Source organism: Catenuloplanes japonicus (genome assembly GCF_000717135.1).
Lineage (GTDB): Bacteria > Actinomycetota > Actinomycetes > Mycobacteriales > Micromonosporaceae > Catenuloplanes > Catenuloplanes japonicus.
This window is the reverse complement of record NZ_JNXY01000025.1, coordinates 87,485-107,756: the sequence shown is the minus strand read 5'-3', so window position 1 is coordinate 107,756 and position 20,272 is coordinate 87,485. Positions and strand designations below refer to the sequence as shown.

The 20,272-nt window shown below is 72.4% G+C and carries 17 protein-coding genes; 12 read left to right on the top strand and 5 right to left on the bottom strand.

Annotated features, from left to right (window positions below):
• Positions 1-232: 232 nt before the first annotated feature.
• Genes OP04_RS31030 through OP04_RS31020 form a run of 3 tightly spaced genes read left to right on the top strand, consistent with a single transcriptional unit; the run spans position 233 to position 4,795 of the window.
• Positions 233-1,855 carry an ABC transporter gene (locus tag OP04_RS31030; protein ID WP_408606797.1) on the top strand — a complete coding sequence of 541 codons (1,623 nt, stop codon included), beginning with the start codon at positions 233-235 and terminating at the stop codon, positions 1,853-1,855.
• Positions 1,856-1,875: 20 nt separating this feature from the next.
• Entirely contained in the window at positions 1,876-3,567 is a 1,692-nt protein-coding gene (locus OP04_RS31025; RefSeq protein ID WP_051799406.1) for a GTPase, read from the top strand.
• Between the two features lie 10 nt (positions 3,568-3,577).
• The gene (locus OP04_RS31020; RefSeq protein ID WP_033343448.1) at positions 3,578-4,795 is read left to right on the top strand and encodes a hypothetical protein; all 1,218 of its coding nucleotides are present in this window, start codon (positions 3,578-3,580) and stop codon (positions 4,793-4,795) included.
• A 121-nt stretch (positions 4,796-4,916) separates the two neighbouring features.
• Here OP04_RS31020 and OP04_RS31015 read toward each other — a convergent pair whose 3' ends face one another.
• Complete coding sequence (locus tag OP04_RS31015) at positions 4,917-5,171, bottom strand: hypothetical protein (RefSeq protein ID WP_157240632.1); 255 nt, start codon at positions 5,169-5,171, stop codon at positions 4,917-4,919.
• Positions 5,172-5,547: 376 nt separating this feature from the next.
• Here OP04_RS31015 and pdhA point away from each other — a divergent pair, with 376 nt between their 5' ends.
• The 6 genes from pdhA (at position 5,548) to OP04_RS30990 (ending at position 14,707) form a co-directional block, all read left to right on the top strand.
• Positions 5,548-6,657, top strand: a complete 1,110-nt coding sequence (gene pdhA, locus OP04_RS31010) for a pyruvate dehydrogenase (acetyl-transferring) E1 component subunit alpha (protein ID WP_232323798.1) — start codon at positions 5,548-5,550, stop codon at positions 6,655-6,657.
• Positions 6,657-7,637, top strand: coding sequence for an alpha-ketoacid dehydrogenase subunit beta (locus OP04_RS31005; RefSeq protein WP_033343445.1), 981 nt, complete (start codon positions 6,657-6,659; stop codon positions 7,635-7,637). The genes pdhA and OP04_RS31005 overlap by 1 nt, the downstream gene beginning before the upstream one ends.
• Positions 7,634-9,007, top strand: a complete 1,374-nt coding sequence (locus OP04_RS31000; RefSeq protein ID WP_198154046.1) for a dihydrolipoamide acetyltransferase family protein — start codon at positions 7,634-7,636, stop codon at positions 9,005-9,007. The genes OP04_RS31005 and OP04_RS31000 overlap by 4 nt, the downstream gene beginning before the upstream one ends.
• A 210-nt stretch (positions 9,008-9,217) precedes the next feature.
• Entirely contained in the window at positions 9,218-9,355 is a 138-nt protein-coding gene (locus OP04_RS54900) for a hypothetical protein (protein WP_198154045.1), read from the top strand.
• Between the two features lie 364 nt (positions 9,356-9,719).
• A complete protein-coding gene (locus OP04_RS30995) occupies positions 9,720-12,854 on the top strand; it encodes a hypothetical protein (protein WP_033343443.1) in 3,135 nt (1,044 codons plus the stop codon).
• A 23-nt stretch (positions 12,855-12,877) separates the two neighbouring features.
• Entirely contained in the window at positions 12,878-14,707 is a 1,830-nt protein-coding gene (locus OP04_RS30990) for an NHL domain-containing thioredoxin family protein (protein ID WP_033343442.1), read from the top strand.
• A 301-nt stretch (positions 14,708-15,008) separates the two neighbouring features.
• On the opposite strand, the gene OP04_RS30985 is transcribed toward OP04_RS30990, so the two are convergent.
• Positions 15,009-15,758 (bottom strand): LamB/YcsF family protein, encoded by a 750-nt coding sequence (locus OP04_RS30985; RefSeq protein WP_033343441.1) that lies wholly within the window; start codon positions 15,756-15,758, stop codon positions 15,009-15,011.
• A gap of 93 nt (positions 15,759-15,851) precedes the next feature.
• Here OP04_RS30985 and trhA point away from each other — a divergent pair, with 93 nt between their 5' ends.
• Positions 15,852-16,529, top strand: a complete 678-nt coding sequence (gene trhA, locus OP04_RS30980; RefSeq protein WP_033343440.1) for a PAQR family membrane homeostasis protein TrhA — start codon at positions 15,852-15,854, stop codon at positions 16,527-16,529.
• Positions 16,530-16,592: 63 nt separating this feature from the next.
• Here trhA and OP04_RS30975 read toward each other — a convergent pair whose 3' ends face one another.
• A complete protein-coding gene (locus OP04_RS30975; RefSeq protein ID WP_033343439.1) occupies positions 16,593-16,910 on the bottom strand; it encodes a DUF6458 family protein in 318 nt (105 codons plus the stop codon).
• 108 nt (positions 16,911-17,018) lie between these two features.
• On the opposite strand from OP04_RS30975, the gene OP04_RS30970 reads away from it, so the two are divergent.
• The gene (locus tag OP04_RS30970; protein WP_051799382.1) at positions 17,019-17,531 is read left to right on the top strand and encodes a SixA phosphatase family protein; all 513 of its coding nucleotides are present in this window, start codon (positions 17,019-17,021) and stop codon (positions 17,529-17,531) included.
• A 3-nt stretch (positions 17,532-17,534) separates the two neighbouring features.
• On the opposite strand, the gene OP04_RS30965 is transcribed toward OP04_RS30970, so the two are convergent.
• Both OP04_RS30965 and OP04_RS30960 read right to left on the bottom strand, forming a co-directional pair.
• Entirely contained in the window at positions 17,535-17,819 is a 285-nt protein-coding gene (locus OP04_RS30965) for a DUF6458 family protein (RefSeq protein ID WP_051799381.1), read from the bottom strand.
• 116 nt (positions 17,820-17,935) lie between these two features.
• Positions 17,936-19,792: an acyl-CoA dehydrogenase gene (locus OP04_RS30960; RefSeq protein ID WP_033343438.1), complete on the bottom strand. Its 1,857-nt coding sequence runs from the start codon at positions 19,790-19,792 to the stop codon at positions 17,936-17,938.
• Positions 19,793-20,078: 286 nt separating this feature from the next.
• Here OP04_RS30960 and OP04_RS30955 point away from each other — a divergent pair, with 286 nt between their 5' ends.
• The gene (locus OP04_RS30955; RefSeq protein ID WP_033343437.1) at positions 20,079-20,270 is read left to right on the top strand and encodes a hypothetical protein; all 192 of its coding nucleotides are present in this window, start codon (positions 20,079-20,081) and stop codon (positions 20,268-20,270) included.
• Positions 20,271-20,272 lie beyond the last annotated feature (2 nt).

Here is a 20,272-nt window from a genome sequence, read left to right as displayed (position 1 = left end):
CAGAAGTCGGGGGTACCTCGAAACCCACCTGATCGGGCACCCTTAGGGCCTGGATTAACGCGGGCTCGCCCGGGTTGGTTCAGATCCGTACTCTGGCCGGGCGCTCGCGGGGAGCGTGACCGTGTCTCCGGGGAGAACTGTGCAGACTCGCGGTGAGCTCACCCCCGCCTCGCTGGCCGAGGCGCTCGACCACCTCCGCTCGGCGGTCGCCGATACGGCGTACCCCCTGGTCATGCCCTCTGCGGCGGACGCCCGGGAAGCCGCCGCGGCGCTCGTCGCCCAGCTCGACGACTACCTGATACCCCGGCTCGCCCGGCTGGACGCGCCACTGCTGGCCGTGGTCGGCGGATCGACCGGCGCGGGTAAGTCCACGCTGGTCAACAGCCTGGTCGCGGCCAAGGTGACCACGGCCGGCGTGCTCCGGCCGACCACCCGCGCGCCGCTGCTGGCCGCGAACCCGGCCGACCTCGACTGGTTCCGCCGCGGCGAGCTGCTGCCCGGTCTCACCCGGACCACGGAGCCGAGCACCGACCCGAAGAGCCTTCAACTCGTGGGTGTGCCGACAATCACGTCCGGTCTCGCGCTGCTGGACGCGCCGGACATCGACTCCGTCGTCGACGCGAACCGCGCGCTCGCCGGGCAACTGCTCGCGGCCGCGGATCTGTGGGTCTTCGTCACCACCGCGGCGCGGTACGCGGATGCCGTCCCCTGGGGACTGTTGCGCACCGCCCGGCACCGCGGCACCGTGATCGCCATGGTGCTGGACCGGGTGCCGCCCGACGCCGCGGAGGAGATCGCCGCCCACCTGAACGAGATGCTCCGGGAGAACGACCTGGGCGCCGCGCCGCTGTTCATCGTGCCGGAGACCCGGCTCGCCGTGGACGGACTGCTGCCGCCGTCCGCGATCGGCGACCTGAGCGCCTGGCTCGGCTACCTGGGCGCGGACGCGGGCGCGAGAGCCGCCGTGGTCCGCCGCACGCTGGACGGCGCGATCGCCGCCACGGCCGCCACCACCGCATCGCTGGCCACCGCCTCGGAGGAGCAGCTCGCCGCGGTGGAGACGCTCACCGAGCGGGTGGAGCACGCGTACCGCGCCGCGAACCGGGCCGTGGCCGCCGGCGTCGAGGACGGGCGGCTGCTGCGCGGCGAGGTGCTGGCCCGCTGGCAGGAGTTCGTCGGCACCGGCGAGCTGATGCGCACGCTGGAGGCGCAGATCGGCCGGCTGCGGGACCGCGTGGTCGCCACGCTCACCGGCCGGCCCGCACCCGGGCACGCGCTGCGGAACGCGATCGAGAGCAACCTGGTCACGCTGATCCGGGGCGCGGCCGACGAGGCCGCCGAGCAGGCGTACAGCGGCTGGCAGGCACACCCGGCCGGCGCCGCGCTGCTCTCCGCGCCGCTCGCCCACGCGAGCCCCGACCTGTCGGAACGGGCGGAACGATTGATACGCGACTGGCAGCGGCACGTGCTGGAGCTGGTCCGCACCGAGGCCGGCGACAAGCGTGCGGTCGCCCGCGGCACCGCGTACGCGGTCAACGCCACCGGGCTGCTGGTGATGGTGGTGGTCTTCGCGTCCACCGCGTTCATCCCGACCGGTGCGGAGGTCGCGGTCGCGGGCGGCACCACGGTCGCGGCGCAGAAGGTGCTGGAGGCGATCTTCGGCGACCAGGCGATCCGGCTGCTGGCCGCGAAGGCCCGCACGGATCTGCTGGACCGGGTCGCCGCGCTGCTGGCCGAGGAGTCCGCGCGGTTCACCGCGCTGGTGGGACCGGTCGAGGACTCCGCCGACCGGCTGAGAGAGGCGGCGCTGCTCGTGGAGACCTCACGCGCGCACGCGGGACTGGTGACGCCGTGACCGGCGGCCTGGTCTCCCGGATGCGGGACGCGCTCGCGCCGTCCCAGACGCTCGACGCGGACAGCCTGCTGCGCCGCGTGGAATCGCTGCGCAGGTTCCTGCGCGCGGTCGACGGCCTGCTCCCGCCGGACCGGCTGACCGGCGCGCACACCGTGGTCGAGCGCGCGGACGCCCGGCTGTCGCTGTCCCGCGAGCACACCGTGGTGGCGCTCGCCGGCAGCACCGGCAGCGGCAAGTCCAGCCTGTTCAACGCGCTCGCCGGGTTCGCGCTGTCACCGGTCGGGGCACGCCGGCCGACCACCGGCGAGGCGCACGCCTGCGTGTGGGGCTCGCTCGACGGGGCGAACGCGCTGCTCGACTGGGTGGGCGTGCTGCCCCGGCACCGGTTCGTCCGGGAGAGCGCGCTGGACGGCAACGACCACACCGCGCTGCACGGCCTGGTCCTGCTCGACCTGCCCGACTTCGACTCGGTACGCCGCGCCCACGCCACCGAGGTGGACCGGCTGCTCGGCCTGGTCGACCTGATCGTCTGGGTGGTCGACCCGCAGAAGTACGCCGACCGCGCCATTCACGACATCTACCTGCGCAAACTCCAGTCCCACGCGGACGTGACCGTGGTCGTGCTCAACCAGGCCGACCGGCTGGCCGGCGACGAGCAGGAGGCCGTGGTCGGCGACCTGCGCCGGCTGCTCACCGAGGACGGCCTGCCGGACGTGCCGGTGGTGGCCACGTCCGCGCTGCGCGCCCCCGCGCTGTCACCGCTGCGCATGCTGCTGGAGAAGACCGTCGTGCAGCGCCAGGCCGCGCTGATGCGCCTCTCCGCGGACGTGGACGCGACCGCGGACCGGCTCGGCGAACTGGTCGGCCCGGCTGCGGCCGAGGACGCGGTGGACCGGGCCGCCGTGGCCGCGCTGGTCGACGCGTTCGCCGTGATGGCCGGCGTGCCCGCGGTGGTGGAGGCGACCGAGCGCGCCTACCGGCACCGCGCCGCCGGGCTGACCGGCTGGCCGTTGCTGCGCGGCCTGCGCCGCCTGCGCCCGGACCCGTTGCGCCGCCTGCACCTCGACCTGCCCTCGGCCGGCCCCTCGGACGGGCTGCTGGACGGCCTGCGCGAGGACGAACCCGCACCGGTCGCCGCCACCTCCGTGCCGGACCCGGACGCGTCCCAGCGGTCCGCGGTCAAGCTCGCGGTCCGGCAGGTCGCGGACCGGGCCGCCGAGGCGCTGCCCGAGCCGTGGCGCCCCGGCGTGCTGGACGCGGCCCGCTCCCGCCTGGACGACGTGCGCGACTCGCTGGACACCGCGGTCGCCGGCACGGACCTGGGCCTGCGCACGCCGATCTGGCAGCGCGTCACCGGCTTCACCCAGTGGCTGGTCACGCTGGCCGCCGGGATCGGCCTGGGCTGGCTGATCGTCGGCTATGCGATCCGCGCGCTGGGCCTGCCCGCGCTGGACTACCCGGACGTCGGTGCCACCCCGCTGCCGACCGTGATGTTCCTCGGCGGGCTGCTGACCGGCGGACTGCTGGCGCTGCTCGTCCGCCCGGTCATCGCGTTCGCCGCCCGGCGGGCCCGGCGGCGGGCCGACCAGAGGCTCCGTGCCGAGGTCACCACGGTCGCCCGGCGGCACGTGGTGGCGCCGGTCCGGGAGGTTCTGCAGTCCTACGCGAGAGCGCGCGAGGCCATGGCCCTCGCGCGGTCCGATCACGCGTAGGCTCGACCCCATGCCCGCTCCCCGGACGCCGCACGATGCCGTGCTCGAGGCCGCCCGCGACGTCGTGAAACTCGACTGCGCCTACGACGCCGAGCTGCTCGGCACCGCGCTGCTGGGCAGCATCTACGACCTGGCGGAGAATGCCAGGGCCGATGCGCTGCGCACGTTCGTCGGCGAGTTCCTGACCGTCACGGCGGACCGGAGGACGCCCGCCGCGGCCGCGATCCGGCAGATCTTCGCCACGCTGGTCCCGGATGCGACCGGCGCGTCCGCGATGCGTCCCGCACCCGGCGCGCCGGCCTGGTCCGCGCTGCTCGGCCGCGTGCACTGCACCGGCACCTGGGCCTACGGCGACGTCTACGGCGACCAGACGACGTACATCGCGTCCTTCGCCTACGACGACGAGTCGCTCGGCGGTCCGGAGCACGCGGTGGTGACGCTGGTCGACCACAACATCGGCATCGCCAAGGACGTGTTCGTCAGCGGCTCGGCCGAGAAGATCGTCGCGCAGGTCCGCGCGCTGTGCGCCGAGGACGAGCTGACCTGGTTCCGCGACGAGGCGCCGGAGCGGCTGCGCGACCAGGTCGCCCGCCACCTGGCCATCACCGACGACCTGACCAGCCTGCCCACCGCGTCGTCGCTGTCCACGGACCGCGCGCTGGCCGGTGCCCGCCTGGCCGTGCTGCCCGGCGACTCCGTCGAGCTGCCCGGCGCCGCGACGCTGACCGACGCGTCCCGTTCCGCGCTGATCGCGGACTTCCTGCGTTCCCCCGAGGCCGAGTCGCAGCAGCTGGACCTGCTGGAGACCGAGGCCGAGCGCTCGTCCCTGCAGTTCAGCATCGGCCTGGTGATCGACCACGCCGCCACGCTGCCGGACGCGGACCCGTTGCGCTGGAGCCCCGCCGTCGCCGGCTTCTTCCTGCTCGACTGGGTGCACCGCCGCGCCGTGCTGGACGTCGACGACGCCGCCATGCTCCCCCGCGTCGTCCGCGCCTGGGCCGCCTACGCCCACCGCCGCCGCGAGCTCCCCGACGGCGCGATCTCCGCCTCCATCGCCGCGCTGGAGGACGTGATCCCGGAGTTCGTCCGCCTCTTCACCACCGGTGAGCAGCGCAGTCCCGCCACCGCGGCCGTCGCGCAGCTCCTCGCCGAGGGCATCGACCCCCAGGACCCCGACGCGCTCGAAGCCTGGCTCGAATCCCGCCGCCAGTCCCCCACCGAGGACTGAGTGGTCCGGCAGCGTTGCTCCCGCGGGCAAACCTCGCGTCGGGCTCCGCTGGCGCTCCGCACGACGCGAGGAGCCGGTTCCGCCGTGGTCCGGCACACCCACGGCTGCTGAGCGGCCGGGATCAGCGGCCGCCGTCGCGCAGGCGATAGGGCATCAGGACCACCGCGGGCGGCCCGAGCACGATCGAGGCCGGGGACGGCGGCGCCAGGAACGGGACGTCCGGGCCTGACGGCGTCGCCGAGGTGCGGGCGAGCGCGGCCGCGCCCGCGTTGAGCAGCGCCAGGAACGGCAGCGAGGCGAGCGCGACGAGCAGCGCGACCGTGCCGGCGAAACGGCGTGGCGAGCCGATCAATCCGGAGGCGCGACGCGTTGGCACTGGTGACACCCCGCCACCTCCTCTACTCTCGGTTCCGGAGTAGTAACGCTAAGTTCGTAGTATGGGCACGTTTAGTGCGAATTTCTGGTTTTGTTGTGCACGGCGAAACCTCCGCGACATTTTTGCGATCGAGGACATCTGTAATCCAGCTCACCTTCTTGCAAGGATGGGGGCAGGTCGGCCTCGACGTGACCGGGCGCACACCACCGCTCGGCACGGAAGCACCTGGCCGTCGCCCCTTCGCACCACGCGGCAACCCTCACCTGGGCTATGGCGTGGCCGACGGGACCGTTCCCCGGCAGCCGTCGGCGGAGCGGAGCGAGAGGCGTGCCGCGGACACCCCCCGGTCATGCCCGAGGTAGCAAGGGAGAAGCCTGTGGCCCAGGATGAAACGCTCGTTCAGCTCCTGACCCCCGATGGTGAACGGATCGACCGGGCGACCGGTCCGGACGGCACCGAATACTCCGTCGACTTCACCGACGACGAATACCGGGACCTCTACCGCGACCTGGTGACGGTCCGGCGGCTGGATGCCGAGGCGACCGCGCTGCAGCGGCAGGGTGAGCTGGGCATCTGGGCGAGCCTGCTCGGGCAGGAGGCCGCGCAGGTCGGTTCCGGCCGCGCGCTGCGCCCGCAGGACATGGTCTTCCCCACCTACCGCGAGCACGGCGTGCTCTACTGCCGGGGCATCGACCCGATCATGCCGCTGAGCCTGTTCCGCGGCGTCGACCAGGGCGCGTGGGACCCGATCAAGTACCGCTTCGGGCTCTACACGATCGTCATCGGCGCGCAGACGCTGCACGCGACCGGCTACGCGATGGGCATCACCAAGGACGGCAAGGTCGGCGGCGACGACGGCGAGGCGGTGATCGCCTACTTCGGCGACGGCGCCACCTCCCAGGGCGACGTGAACGAGGCGTTCATCTGGTCCGCGGTCTACACCGCCCCGGTCGTCTTCTTCTGCCAGAACAACCAGTACGCGATCTCCGAGCCGATCGAGCGCCAGACCCGGGTGCCGCTCTACCAGCGCGCGGCCGGCTTCGGCTTCCCCGGCGTGCGCGTCGACGGCAACGACGTGCTGGCCACCTACGCGGTCACCCGGCACGCGCTGGACCACGCGCGCGGCGGCCAGGGACCCACGCTGATCGAGGCGTACACGTACCGGATGGGCGCGCACACCACGTCGGACGACCCGAGCCGGTACCGGCCGCAGGCGGAGACGGAGGCGTGGCAGGCCCGCGACCCGATCGCCCGGCTGGCCACGTTCCTGCGCAGGCAGCAGATCGCGGACGACGCCTTCCTCGCGGAGGTGGACGAGGAGGCCCGGAAGACCGCGGTGCACCTGCGCGAGCGCGTGCTCACGATGGAGGACCCGGCACCGGGCTCGATCTTCGAGAACGTCTACCCGCACGGGTCCCCGCTGCTCGACGAGGAGCAGGCGCGCTTCGCGCAGTACCGGCAGTCGTTCGAGGGGAGCGCATACTGATGGCCGCAGAGGTTCTGACCCTCGGCAAGGCGCTGAACCTGGGTCTACGGCGCGCACTCGAACGGGATGCCAAGGTCGTCATCATGGGTGAGGACGTCGGCAAGCTCGGCGGCGTCTTCCGCATCACGGACGGTCTGCAGAAGGACTTCGGCGAGGACCGGGTGATCGACACCCCGCTGGCCGAGTCCGGCATCATCGGCACCGCGATCGGCCTGGCGCTGCGCGGCTACCGCCCGGTCTGCGAGATCCAGTTCGACGGCTTCGTCTACCCGGCGTACGACCAGATCGTCAGCCAGGTCGCGAAGATGCACTATCGCTCGCGCGGCCTGGTCCGCCTGCCGATAGTGATCCGCATCCCGTTCGGCGGCGGCATCGGCGCGGTCGAGCACCACTCCGAGTCCCCCGAGGCCTACTTCGCGCACACCCCCGGCCTCAAGGTCGTGACCTGCTCGAACCCGGCCGACGGCTACACGATGATCCAGCAGGCGATCGCGTCCGACGACCCGATCGTCTTCCTGGAGCCGAAGCGGCGGTACTGGGAGAAGGGCGAGGTCGACGCGGAGGCCCCGGCGTTCCCGCTGCACTCCTCGCGCGTGACCCGGCCCGGCGCGGACGTGACCGTGGTCGCCTACGGCCCGATGGTCCGCACCGCGCTGGACGCCGCCACCGCCGCCGGCGAGGACGGCCGCCAGCTCGACGTGATCGACCTGCGCAGCCTCTCCCCGCTGGACCTCTCGCCGGTCTACGACTCGGTCCGCCGTACCGGCCGGTGCGTGGTGGTGCACGAGGCGCCGTCCAACGTCGGCCTCGGCGCGGAGATCGCGGCCCGGGTCACCGAGGAGTGCTTCTACTCGCTGGAGTCGCCGGTCCTGCGCGTGACCGGGTTCGACACGCCCTACCCGGCCGCCCGGGTCGAGGAGGAGTACCTGCCGGACCTGGACCGCGTGCTCGATGCCGTCGACCGCACCTACGGCTGGTGAGCGCCATGACCCGGATCAAGGAGTTCACGCTGCCGGACCTCGGCGAGGGCCTCACCGAGGGTGAGATTCTCAAGTGGCTGGTCGCGGTCGGCGACGACATCGAGCTGAACCAGCCGATCGTCGAGGTGGAGACCGCGAAGGCCGCGGTGGAGATCCCGGCGAAATGGGCCGGACGGGTGTCCTCGCTCTTCTGCGAGGAGGGCGCGGTCGTCGCGGTCGGTTCCCCGATCATCGCCATCGACACGGACCCGGGCGCGGGTGACGTGCCGGCCGCACCCGCGACTGTGGACGGCGGACAGGGCGCCGCCGCCGGGCGTACCCCCGTGCTTGTCGGTTATGGACCTCGCACGACCGCGGCCAAGCGGCGCCCTCGGCGCGCCGTTCCAGAAGCACAGGCCGCCACGGTACGACCGGAGCCCGTTGCCCCCGCGGCCACGCCGGTCGCCGTGACCCCGCCGCCCGTGTCCGCGCCGCCGGTGCCCGCACGGCCGGCAGTCGTGGCCACGCCGGTGCTGGCCAAGCCACCGGTCCGGAAACTCGCCCGCGACCTGGGCGTGGACCTGCGCGGGCTGGCCGGCACCGGCCCGCTCGGCTCGATCACCCGGGAGGATGTCCAGCGCGCGGTCGAGGCCGCCACCACCCCCGCCCGGCCCGATGTCCGTTTTGACGAATCCCGCGAACAGCGTGTGCCGGTCAAGGGTGTACGCAAGCTGACCGCGGAGAACATGGTCGCCTCCGCGTTCACCGCGCCGCACGTCACGGAGTTCCTGACCGTCGACGTGACCCGGGGCATGCGCGCGCTGGACCGGCTCCGCGAACAGCGCGAGTGGCGGGATGTCCGGATTTCTCCGTTGCTGCTGGTGGCGAAAGGCGCGCTGCTCGCCCTCGCCCGTCACCCGATGATCAACTCCACCTGGGCCGGCGACACGATCGTCGTGAAGGACTACGTGAACCTCGGCATCGCGGCCGCCACCGAACGCGGGCTGATCGTCCCGACCATCAAGGACGCGGCCCGGCTGCCGTTGCGGCAACTGGCGGACGAGTTGAACGAGCTGGTCAGGACCGCCCGCGCGGGCCGGACCACGCCGTCCGACATGACCGGCGGCACGTTCACCATCACGAACGTCGGCGTGTACGGCGTGGACGCCGGCACCCCGATCCTGCCGCCCGGCGAGTCGGCGATCCTGGCGTTCGGCACCGTGCGCGAGGCACCGTGGGCCTGCAAGGGCAAGGTGAAGGTTCGCCAGGTCACCACGCTCAGCCTGTCGTTCGACCACCGGATCATCGACGGCGAGCTGGGGTCGAAGTTCCTGGCCGACATCGGCCGTTTCCTGGCGGATCCGGAGGCCGCGCTGCTCGCCTGGAGCTGATCTTCGCTGCTCAGAGTTCATCCATCGTGCCCCCGCCGGACACTCGGCGGGGGCACGGTCTTTCTTCTGGACATCTCATCTCCAACCGACGATCCTTAGGCGAGTGGCCGCGATCACCTTGAAATCGTTGGCAGGCGTACCCCCTGATGTGTTTGAATTGCACTACCAGATCGGGCGCCACCGATCGGAACACCAGGAGTGATGAAAGTCATGAGCATGATCAGCCGGATCCGGGCCAAGCGAGAGACCGCTCGTCGGAACCGCGCGATCGAGCGCGCCCTGCGCTCCGCGAACACCCCGGCGCTGCGTGACGAGATCCTTGCCATCGCCCAGCGTCACTACGGGTAAGCCACCAACCTCACTGCGTTGACCCGCGCGGCCGACTGATCGGCCCGGCACCGCAGAACCCCTCGGCCCGCCGGGTGAACGCGCCTGAAATATCGGCGCGAACCGCCCTGGCGGGCCGTCGTGTATCCGGGTCCGTATTTCCGACCTGCTATGGCGCCCGGTACGGTTGGGCACGGTCGCCACTCCATGGCCACCCATGTGTCCATCCCTCCGGCACCCACCGGCGGGAGGCATCGGGACCGGGGTCGCGACCCACCCGGCGCAGCTGCGATCCACGTGGCCGACGATCGGGCCGGGCGGCCCCCGTGGTCCTCCGAAAGCCCTGGCCAGGCGATCCGGCCGACACGCGATGGAGGAGGCGCAAATGACGTCCGAGGGCCTGCACAAGGCCGGCGACGAGCCGGCTGAGGCGGCGCCGGGCACCGGTGGCACACCGCCACCGGAGGGCGCCGAGAGCTTCAACCCCTACCGTTCCGGGGGCCACGTGCCGCCGCAGCAGCCCGCAGCGGGTTCCGCGCAGGCGCCCGGCATGCCCCAGCGCGGGATCGCGTCCGCCGGGGTTCCCCGGTGGCCCGCCGCGCCGAGCGCGCAGCCGGAGCCACCCGCGGACGGTGGCGCCAACGAGTGGCCGAGCCAGACCTCGTGGTCACCCAACGTGACCCCCGAGGCGCCCGCCACGCCGAACTGGGGACCGGCCCCCGAGACTTCCGCGCCCGCGCAGTCGCGCTGGGCGCCGGCCGCACCTGACCCGTCCGCCTCGTTCGGCGGCGCTCCCGCCACCGGGTTCGGCGGCCGGGCCACGGTCTCCGGCGCGGCCTCGGTGCCGCAGCCGTCCACGCCGCCGCCGGCTCCGGCCACGCCGCCGTCCACGTTCGGTGCGGAGCCCGCGCCGTACAACCCGTACGGCCAGCCCGAGACGAACGACCAGGGCGAGGCGTACGCGGAGGCGACCCAGCACTGGAAGGCCAGCACGTCGTACCCGGGCGCTTCGTACCCGGGCGCGGAGGCCGCTCCTCCCGCTCCGCAGCAACAGCCCTCCTGGGGTGCGGCCCAGCCCGCGCAGCCCTCCTGGGGTGCCGAGCAGCCGGCGTACGAGCGCAGCGGCCTGCCGCCGGAGGCCTGGGCCCCGGCGACGCCGTCCTCCCCCGCCGCACCGGCCGCCCCGGAAGCGGTTGCCGAGCCTCCGGCCGCCAACCGTCACGGGCTGCCGCAGCGTGCGCCCGGCCAGTTCGAGCCGCCGTCCGAGACCACCTACAGCGGCTTCGACCTCTCCAAGCGCCAGGGCGGCGGTCAGTCCGACGACGCCGGCGGGTCCGGCTTCGGTGCGGGCGCGTTCACGCGTGGCGCGGCCGCGGGTCACCAGGGTGACGAGACCGTGCCCGAGGAGCCGCAGCCCGAGCCGTGGAATCCGCCGGTACGGGTGCCGGGCGCGAGCTTCGCGTCCACGCCCCCGCCGGACAACCCGGAGTCCTCACGGACCTCCATGCCGACCTCGTTCGGCGGCTCGTTCAACGGCTTCGGCGCGGGGGGCAACCCGTCCGCGTCCGGCGGCAACCCGGCGGCGTCCGGTGGCTTCGGCCAGGTGCCGCCCGCGTCCGGCGGTTTCGGGCAGAACCCGGCGGCGTCCGGCGGGTTCCCGCAGAGCCCGGCGGCCTCCGGCGGGTTCGGGCAGAGCCCGGCGGCCTCGGGCGGGTTCGGGCAGGCTCCGGCCGCCAACGAGGGCTTCGGGCAGGCTCCGGCCGGTCGGGGCACGTTCGGCGGTGACGCGGCCTCGGAGAGCGGCGGCTACCGGGAGACCCCGGTGTCCCCGGCGCCCGAGTCCGCCGGTTCCGGTGGTTTCGGCACCTACGGCCAGGCCACCGCGCCGGCGCAGGGCGGCTCCTACGGCACGGCCACGCCGGACGACGCGGACGGCTCCGGTCGCTTCGCGGTGCAGCCCGGCGGCGGCTTCGGCGCGGACCCCGGCTTCGGGCCCGATTCCGGGTACGCCGCGCCGTACGGGTCCGAGCAGCAGCAGAACGACCCGGCCCAGGTGCCGCAGCCGCGCACGCCCACCGACTTCCCGCCGTCCGCGTCGCCCTACGGGCCGCCCGCGACCGGATCGGCCGGTGTCGCCCGCGCCGCGGTCGTACCGCCGTCCCCGTCCAACCCGGCGCCGGTCTCCGCGCCGCCGACCGGTGACCCGTCCGTCGAGCCGCCGGCCACCGGCCGCGCGGTCGCGGGCAGCGCCACCGTGCCGACGGCCAGCAAGATCACTCCCCCGTCGGACCAGCCGCTCCCGCCCGCGACCGGCAAGGGCCAGGCCCGGGTGTACGGCAAGGCAGCGGCACCGGAGCCGGACGGGTCCTCCCCGGTCTCGGGCGCGCCGGTCTCCGGCACCCCCGCTTCCGGCGGTGCGCCCGCATGGGGCGGCGGCGGTTTCGACGGTCCCGCCGCGGCCGGCCCCTCGTTCGCGCAACCGCAGCAGGAGCACGGGCCGGTCAACGGCTTCGCGCACGGGCCGCAGCAGCGTGAGGAGCCGCCGGCCGAGGCCGCACCGCCGCACTTCGCGGTCGGTGGCGGTCTGCCGTACCCGGGACAGGTCAAGGACGGCCGCTCGATCGACCCGCGCGGCTCGGCCTCGCCGGACGAGTTCGGCACGCCGCACCAGAGCTTCCAGCCCGAGTTCGGCCAGCCGGAAGGCGGGCAGTTCGGCCAGCCGCAGGAGTACGGCCGGCAGCAGGACTTCGGTCAGCCGCAGGGCTTCGGCCAGGCCCAGGAGTACGGCCAGGCTCAGGACTACGGGCAGCAGCAGGAGTACGGGCAGCCGCACCAGCAGGAGCCGCAGGCTTACGGGCAGCCGCAGAATTACGGCCAGCCCCAGCAGGACGACCCGTTCGGCCCCGGGCCGGGCGGGGGTGGCACGCCGCCGTCGTTCGGCAGCAACACGGCCGTGTTCGGCAGCGCGCCCGGCGCGCAGAACGGCCCCGGCTTCGCGCCGCAGCCCGGCGGCTTCGACCAGCAGGCCGGGCAGCAGCCCGCCGGCGCTGGTGGCTACAGCGACAGCGACCAGGACGCGTTCGACAAGTTCAAGGCCGCGGAGCCGGAGCCGGCGAAGGACCCGGTGCCCGCCCCGAAGAAGGGCGGCAACGGCGGCGTCCTGCTCGTGGTGATCATCGTGGCCACGCTGATCGTCGCCGTGCCGATGCTGATCGTGTGGCTGATCTCGTCCTCCAGGGAGTCGACGAACTCGCTCGACGTGCCGGTCGGCGGCTGCTTCCGCAAGGACGGCAACATCGCGGTGGTCACGGAGTGCACGCAGTCCGACGCGTACACCGTGGTGTCCCGGGTCTCGGCCAAGGAGCAGTGCGCCGACCTCAGCCAGCCGTTCCTTGAGGTCCGGCCCGGCGGCGACGTGCTCTGCCTGGCCCCGGCCGTCTCCGGCAGCACGACCACGCCCGTCACCGACAGCACGGGCACACCGGTCACGGGCGGCTCATCCGCGCCCGTGACCGGCTGAAACACCGCACAGAAGAAGGAACGATGAGCAACACACCGCAGGGCCGGGTCCGCGCACCCGAGCTCCGGGGGCGCGGCTGGCTGAACACCGGCGGCGCTGACCTCACGCTGGCCGGGCTCCGCGGGAAGATCGTCGTCCTCGACTTCTGGACGTTCTGTTGCATCAACTGCCTGCACGTGCTGGACGAGCTCCGGCCGCTGGAGGAGAAGTACGGCGACGTGCTCGTCACGATCGGCGTGCACTCGCCGAAGTTCGAGCACGAGCGCGACGCGGATGCGCTGGCCGCGGCCGTGGAGCGCTACGGCGTACCCCATCCGGTCCTTGATGATCCTGACCTGCTGATGTGGCAGCAGTACGCGGCGAAGGCCTGGCCGACGCTCGCGGTCGTAGACCCGGAGGGTTACCTCGTCGCGTCCATGGCCGGCGAGGGCCACGCGGAGGGCCTGGCCCGGCTGGTCGACGAGCTGATCACGGTGCACGACGCGAAGGGCACGCTGCGCCGCGGCGACAGCCCCTACGTGCCGCCGGCCGAGTCCGAGACCGCGCTGCGCTTCCCCGGCAAGGCCGTGCCGCTGCCGAACGGAAACCTGCTGGTCTCCGACTCCGCACGGCACTCGCTGGCCGAGATCACGCTGGACGGCGACGTGGTCCGGCGGATCGGCACGGGCGCGCGCGGCCGGTCCGACGAGTCCCCGACGTTCTCCGAGCCGCAGGGCCTCTGTCTGCTGCCGCCACACACCGCGGAGATCGCCGGCTACGACGTGGTGGTGGCGGACACGGTCAACCACCTGCTCCGCGGTGTGCGTCTCGCGGACGGCACGGTCACCACGATCGCCGGCTCCGGCCGTCAGTGGCGGTCCGCGCCGGACGGGCACGCGCACGACGCGCTCGCGGTCGACCTGTCCTCCCCGTGGGACGTCGCCTGGTACGACGACAAGATCATCGTTGCGATGGCCGGCATCCACCAGCTGTGGTGGTTCGACCCGATCAAGCGCACCACCGGCGTCTACGCCGGCACCACGGTCGAGGCGCTGCGCGACGGCCCGGTCCCGGACGTCTGGATGGCCCAGCCGTCCGGCCTGTCCGCCTCGCCCGACGGCAGCCGCCTGTGGATCGCCGACAGCGAGACGTCCGCGCTCCGCTGGATCGCCGACGGCGAGCTGCACACCGCGGTCGGCCAGGGCCTCTTCGACTTCGGCCACATGGACGGGCCGGCCGCGCAGGCACTGTTCCAGCACCCGCTCGGCGTCTGCGCGCTTCCGGACGGCTCGGTCCTGGTCGCGGACACGTACAACGGCGCGGTCCGCCGCTACTCGCCCGACTCCGACGAGGTCACCACCGTCGACCGCGGGCTGGCCGAGCCCAGCGACCTGATCCTGACGGACGACGGCAGCGTCCTGGTGGTCGAGTCCGCCGCCCACCGGCTGACCCGGCTCGCGCCCGGCGCACTCGCCGCCGCCGGCGTCTCCACCGACGGCACCCGCCATCGCACCGAGCGCCCGGCGACGCCGCTCGCGCCCGGCGAGACCACGCTGGACATCATCTTCACGCCCGCGCCCGGTCAGAAGCTCGACGAGACCTACGGCCCGTCAACGCGCCTGGTGGTCAGCGCCTCCCCACCCGAGCTGCTGCTGGACGGCGCCGGCACGACCACGACGCTCTCCCGGACCCTCCACCTGAATCCGGATATTTCCGGTGGAGTCCTCCAGGTCGTCGCCCAGGCCGCCACCTGCGACGTCGACGTCGAGCACGCCGCCTGCCACCTCACCCGCCAGGACTGGGGCGTCCCCATCAGCATCACCCCCGGCGCCCCGTCCCGCCTTCCTCTCATCCTCCGCGGGCTGGACAGCTAAGACGGCGCAGCCCCGGCACCCGCCGCCATGGCCCGGCCGGAATCCGCTGTCCGGCGCGTCGCCACCACGCGCGCGAGCGGCTGGGTGACGGGATCCGGAACGTATGGCGCGGCTGGGGACGGGGCGAGATGCGGGTCGCGCGGGGTGGGGTGACCAACGGCGGGACCGGCTCCGACCGGCGGGCCAAAGCGGAGCGCCAGCGGAGACTTCGGCCCGCCGGAGGTTTGCCCGCGGGAGCATGCGGACCGCCACCACGCCGGAAGCGGGAAATCTGGATCTGGATCTGGAATGTGGATCTGGGTCAGGCGAAGGAAGCCAGGGAGAGGTCGGCGTCCAGCAGGGAGGCGCGGACGCGGCGGGCCAGGTCGACGGCGCCGGCCGTGTCGCCGTGAAGGCAGATGGAGTCGACGCGGCAGGGGACCTCGGTGCCGTCGACGGCGGTGACGGTGTGTTCGACGGCCATCTGGACGACGCGGTCCGCGACGGCGGCGGAGTTGTGGATGACGGCGTCGGGGTGGGTGCGTGGGGTGAGGCGGCCGTCGGGGAGGTAGGACCGGTCGGCGAAGCCCTCGCCGACGACGCGGAGGCCGGCGTCGGCGGCCAGGCGGGCGAGCGTGGAGCCGGGCTGGCAGAGGACGGGGAGGCCGGCGTCGTAGTCGGTTATCGCGTCCACGACGGCGCCGGCCTGGAGTTCGTCGACGGCGGCGGTGTTGTAGAGCGCGCCGTGCGGCTTGACGTAGCGGACGCGGTCGCCGGCGATGCGGGCGAAACCGTCGAGCGCGGCGATCTGGTAGATGATCTCGTCGCGCAGGTCGTCGTGGCGGTAGTCGATGCGGCGGCGGCCGAAGCCGGCCAGGTCGCGGTAGCCGACCTGGGCGCCGATCGCCACGCCACGGTCTGCGGCGGCGGCACAGACCGCCCGCATGATGGACGGGTCGCCGCCGTGGAAGCCGCACGCGACGTTCGCGGAGGTCACCAGGTCCAGCAGTGCTTCGTCGTCGCCGAGTTTCCAGACGCCGAAGCCCTCACCGAGGTCAGCATTGAGGTCCATGGTTCCGCACGGTAGTCGCCCGCGCACGACACTCCAAACGCGGTGAGGCGCTTCACTACTGCGAGGTAACTTACGGTGCCGTAACCTAGATCTGTGACCTCCGAAGCCCCTGCTCGCCTCAAGCCGCTGGACCTCGGCAAGCCGCGCTTGCGTGGATGGTTGCACGCCTACGCGTTCTTCGTCGCGCTGGTCTGCGGCATCGTCCTCTGTTCCCTCGCGCTGGCCCGGCCGGGCTGGATTCCGGTGGTCAGCTGTGCGATTTACAGCCTCACCGTCTGCGGCCTGTTCGGCACCAGCGCCCTCTACCACCGGCGGGTCTGGAGCCCTCGCGGCTACCAGATCATGCGCCGGATGGACCACTCGATGATCTTCGTGTTCATCGCCGGTACGTACACGCCGTTCTGCACGCTGCTCCTGCCGTCTCCGAAGTCGGAGATCCTGCTGGGCGTCGTCTGGACCGGCGCGATACTCGGCGTGGCGCTGAAGCTCGTCTGGCCGCACCTGCCGCGCTGGGCCGGTGCGCCGCTCTACATCGCGCTCGGCTGGGCCGCGGTCGCGGTCCTGCCCGACCTGCTGCACAAGGGCGGCGTGGCCGCGCTGGTGCTGCTGATCGTGGGCGGTGTGATGTATAGCGTGGGCGCGGTCTTCTACGCGCTGCGCCGGCCGAACCCGTGGCCCAAGGTCTTCGGCCACCACGAGTTCTTCCACGCCTGCACGCTCGTCGCCGCCATCTGCCACCACATCGCGATCTACTTCGCGCTGTACGCCTGAACCGGTCACCGCACAAGGAAAGGGCCCGCATCATCGCGGGCCCTGTTCCTTACGGTGTTCTCGTTACAGCGGCTGCTGACGACGGACGCGGTACTGCTCCTCCACGACGCGGTCTTCCGCCGGCACGGCGACCGGGGGAGCGACGTGCGTGTGCGGGGGTGCGGCGGCCGGGTGCGGCGGCGCGATGACCTGACCCTCGGCCGGCGTGACCGGACGGCGGCGGCTCTGCCAGAACCAGATGGTCGTGACGAGACCCACCAGGCCGGCAAGGATGAGCACCCAGCCGACCACGTTGATGTCGATCCACCCCAGGTCGAACTCGACCGCGAACGCAAAGATCGCACCGAGCGCGATGAGGAAGATGCTTCCTCCGAAACCCATGCCTGGCCCTCCTTGGCTGACGGCCGACCCGAGGTGGCCGGCGCATTGCCGAGCTTGAGTGATGGCTTACCCACCCGTGCGGTTCATCAATCAGGCAAGCTGTATCGCGTGACGTCACGAACCCTGGTCCTGCTCCGCCACGCCAAAGCCGACCGCCCGGACGGCGTCGGTGACCTCGAACGCCCGCTGACCGAGCGCGGGCATGCGGATGCGGCCGCCGCCGGAGCCTGGATCGCCCATAACAACCTCCAGCCGGAGCTGGTCCTCTGTTCACCCGCGCGGCGCACCCGGCAGACCTGGCACGGCGTGGCGGTGGCGATGGCGGAGGCGGCCACCGAGGCGGGGTCGCCGACGGTCCGGTACGAGCAGGGCCTCTACGCCGAGGGCCACCACGCGCTGCTCTCGCTGCTCAAGACCGTGCCGGCGGAGGCCACGACCGTGCTGCTGGTGGGCCACAACCCGGATGTGTCGCTGCTGTCCGCGATGCTCGACCCGGACGGCTCCGGCGACTCGGACGGCCTGCGCACCAGTGGCCTGGCCGTGCACCGTTTCGACGGCGACTGGGCGGCGCTGGGCACGAGCGGTGCGGCGCTGGCCGACTCGCACACCGCACGGGGCTGAGCGTCAGCCCGGTGGCGCCGGTGGGTGCCGGATCTCGATCTCGGAGTCCGCGCCGAGGGGTGCGGCCGGATGGGCGTACCTGGTCTCGTCGACCACGTCCATCGGCAGGCCACGCGCGCGGCTCCGGCGATCGTTCCAGTACCAGATGGTGATCAGCAGCGCGGATGCGCCGGCCAGCATGAGGACCCAGCCGACCACGGTGAGGTCCAGCCACGCCGGCTCCGCGTGGACCGCGAAGGCCAGGATGGCGCCGATCGTGATGAGGAAGATTCCTCCGCCGATGCCCATGTGCACTCCCCCGTGCCGGAGATCTCAGGCTATATCGGCATAAGAAGGCTCGCAGTGGGCTACGAAAAAAGATCAGCGGGGGTACGCCGTACCCCCGCTGATCTTTGGAAAGCTCTTTAGAACTGGTCCTCCTCGACCTCCATCAGGTCGAGCGTCGCGCCCTGCACCACCCGGCGGTCCGCGCCGAGCCGCGGCAGCACCTCGTGGGCGAAGAACCGCGCGGCCGCGACCTTGCCCTCGTAGAACGCCTTGTCCGTCGCGGAGACCTCGCCGCCCAGCGCGGCCAGCGCGATCTCGGCCTGCTTCTGCAGCAGCCAGCCCACCACCACGTCGCCGAGGGCGAGCAGCACGCGGCGGGAGTGCAGGCCGACCTTGTAGAGCTCGTCCGCCTTGCCGCCCTGCGCGGCGCCGAGCCAGCCGGTGATCGTGCCGAGCATCTGTTGCAGCTCGCCGAGCGCGCGGCCGAGCTGGGCGCGCTCCTCCTTGAGCCGGCCGTTGCCGCCCTCGGACTCGATGAAGGCCTGGATCTCGCCGGCCACCCGCATCAGCGCCTGGCCGTTGTCCCGCACGATCTTGCGGAAGATCAGGTCGAGGCCCTGGATCGCGGTGGTGCCCTCGTAGAGCGTGTCGATCTTCGAGTCGCGGACGTACTGCTCGAGCGGGTAGTCCTGGAGGAAGCCGGAGCCGCCGAACGTCTGCAGCGACTCGTGGCCGAGCAGCTCGTAGGCGCGCTCCGAGCCGACGCCCTTGATCAGCGGGAGCAGCAGGTCGTTGACCTTCCGGCCGACCGCGGCCTTCTCCACGTCGCCGGCGGCCTCGGCCTTCGCGACCTTGTCCTGCCAGGTGGCGGTGTAGAGGACGAGCGCGCGCAGGCCCTCCGCGTACGACTTCTGCAGCATGAGAGAACGGCGCACGTCCGGATGCTTGATGATCTCGACGCGCGGCGCGGTCTTGTCCGACTGACGGAGCAGGTCCGCGCCCTGCTTGCGGCTCTTCGCGTAGTCCAGCGCGTTGAGGTAGCCGCTGGACAGCGTGGCGATCGCCTTCGTGCCGACCATCATCCGGGCGTACTCGATGATCAGGAACATCTGCCGGATGCCCTCGTGCACCTCGCCCAGCAGCCACCCCTTGGCCGGCGTGCCGTGCTCGCCGAACGTCAGCTCGCAGGTGTTGGAGACCTTCAGGCCCATCTTGTGCTCGATGTTGGTGGCGTAGACGCCGTTGCGCTCGCCGAGCTCGCCGGTCTCCTCGTCGAAGTGGAACTTCGGCACGATGAACAGCGACAGGCCCTTGGTGCCCGGACCGCCCGCGCCGTCGACGCCGACCGGGCGCGCCAGCACGTAGTGGATGATGTTGTCGGTCAGGTCGTGCTCACCGGACGTGATGAAGCGCTTGACGCCCTCGATGTGCCACGAGCCGTCCGGCTGCGGGATCGCGCGGGCACGGCCGGCGCCGACGTCGGAGCCGGCATCCGGCTCGGTCAGCACCATGGTCGAGCCCCACTGCTTCTCGATGAAGAGCTCGGACCACTTCTTCTGCTGCGGCGTGCCCTCGACGTGCGCTATGTGCGCGAAGGAGGGACCGGACGAGTACATCCAGAGCGGCGCGTTCGACCCGAGCACCATCTCCGCGATCGCCCACCAGACCGCGCGCGGCGCGGGCGTGCCGCCGAGCGCCTCGGGCAGGTCCAGCCGCCAGAACTCCGAGCCCATCCAGGCCTCGTAGGACTTCTTGAACGACTCGGGCAGCGGGGCGGTGTGCGTCACCGGGTCGAACACCGGCGGGTTCCGGTCGGCGTCGGTGTAGCTGGCGCCGAGATCCTCCTCGGCCAGCCGCCGCATCTCGGCGAGGATGTCACGGACCGTGTCGACGTCGAACTCGCCATAGGGAGCGACGCCGAACGAGCGGTCCGCCCCGAACACCTCGAACAGATTGAACTCGAGGTCCCGCAGGTTGCTCTTGTAGTGGCTCATGGGCGCCAGCCCCCGCTTCACGCTCGTTACCGGTCAGTAATGGCAACTGTATTACCGACGAGTAAGTACCGACAAGGCCGCCGGCGAAGTGACCGCGACCACACGCGCGGCACGATCGGCAAGCCGACAGCCCCGATTCACCCTTTTTGCCGCGTTTTTTGGGTGATGTCGGCCGTGAGGTCAAGCCGCCGCGCCGAACGGACCGCATCCTGGGCCGAGTCCATCTCGTTTGCACGGTACAAACGCCGCTCGGCGCTTGGCCGGGCCACCGTGTGGGAGGACGTCCATGCTGCTCAGCAACATCCGGGGCGCTCTGCGTCAGATACGTCAGGAACCGGAAGAGGGCTACGTCGGGCGTCATCGCGCACCGGAGGACGACTCGGACGAGGCGCAGACGACGATACTGCCGCCGATCACCGCGCCGATCATCCCCGGATCGCTACCGGTGCCGTCCCCGAGACCCGCGCCAGCGACGTAGCG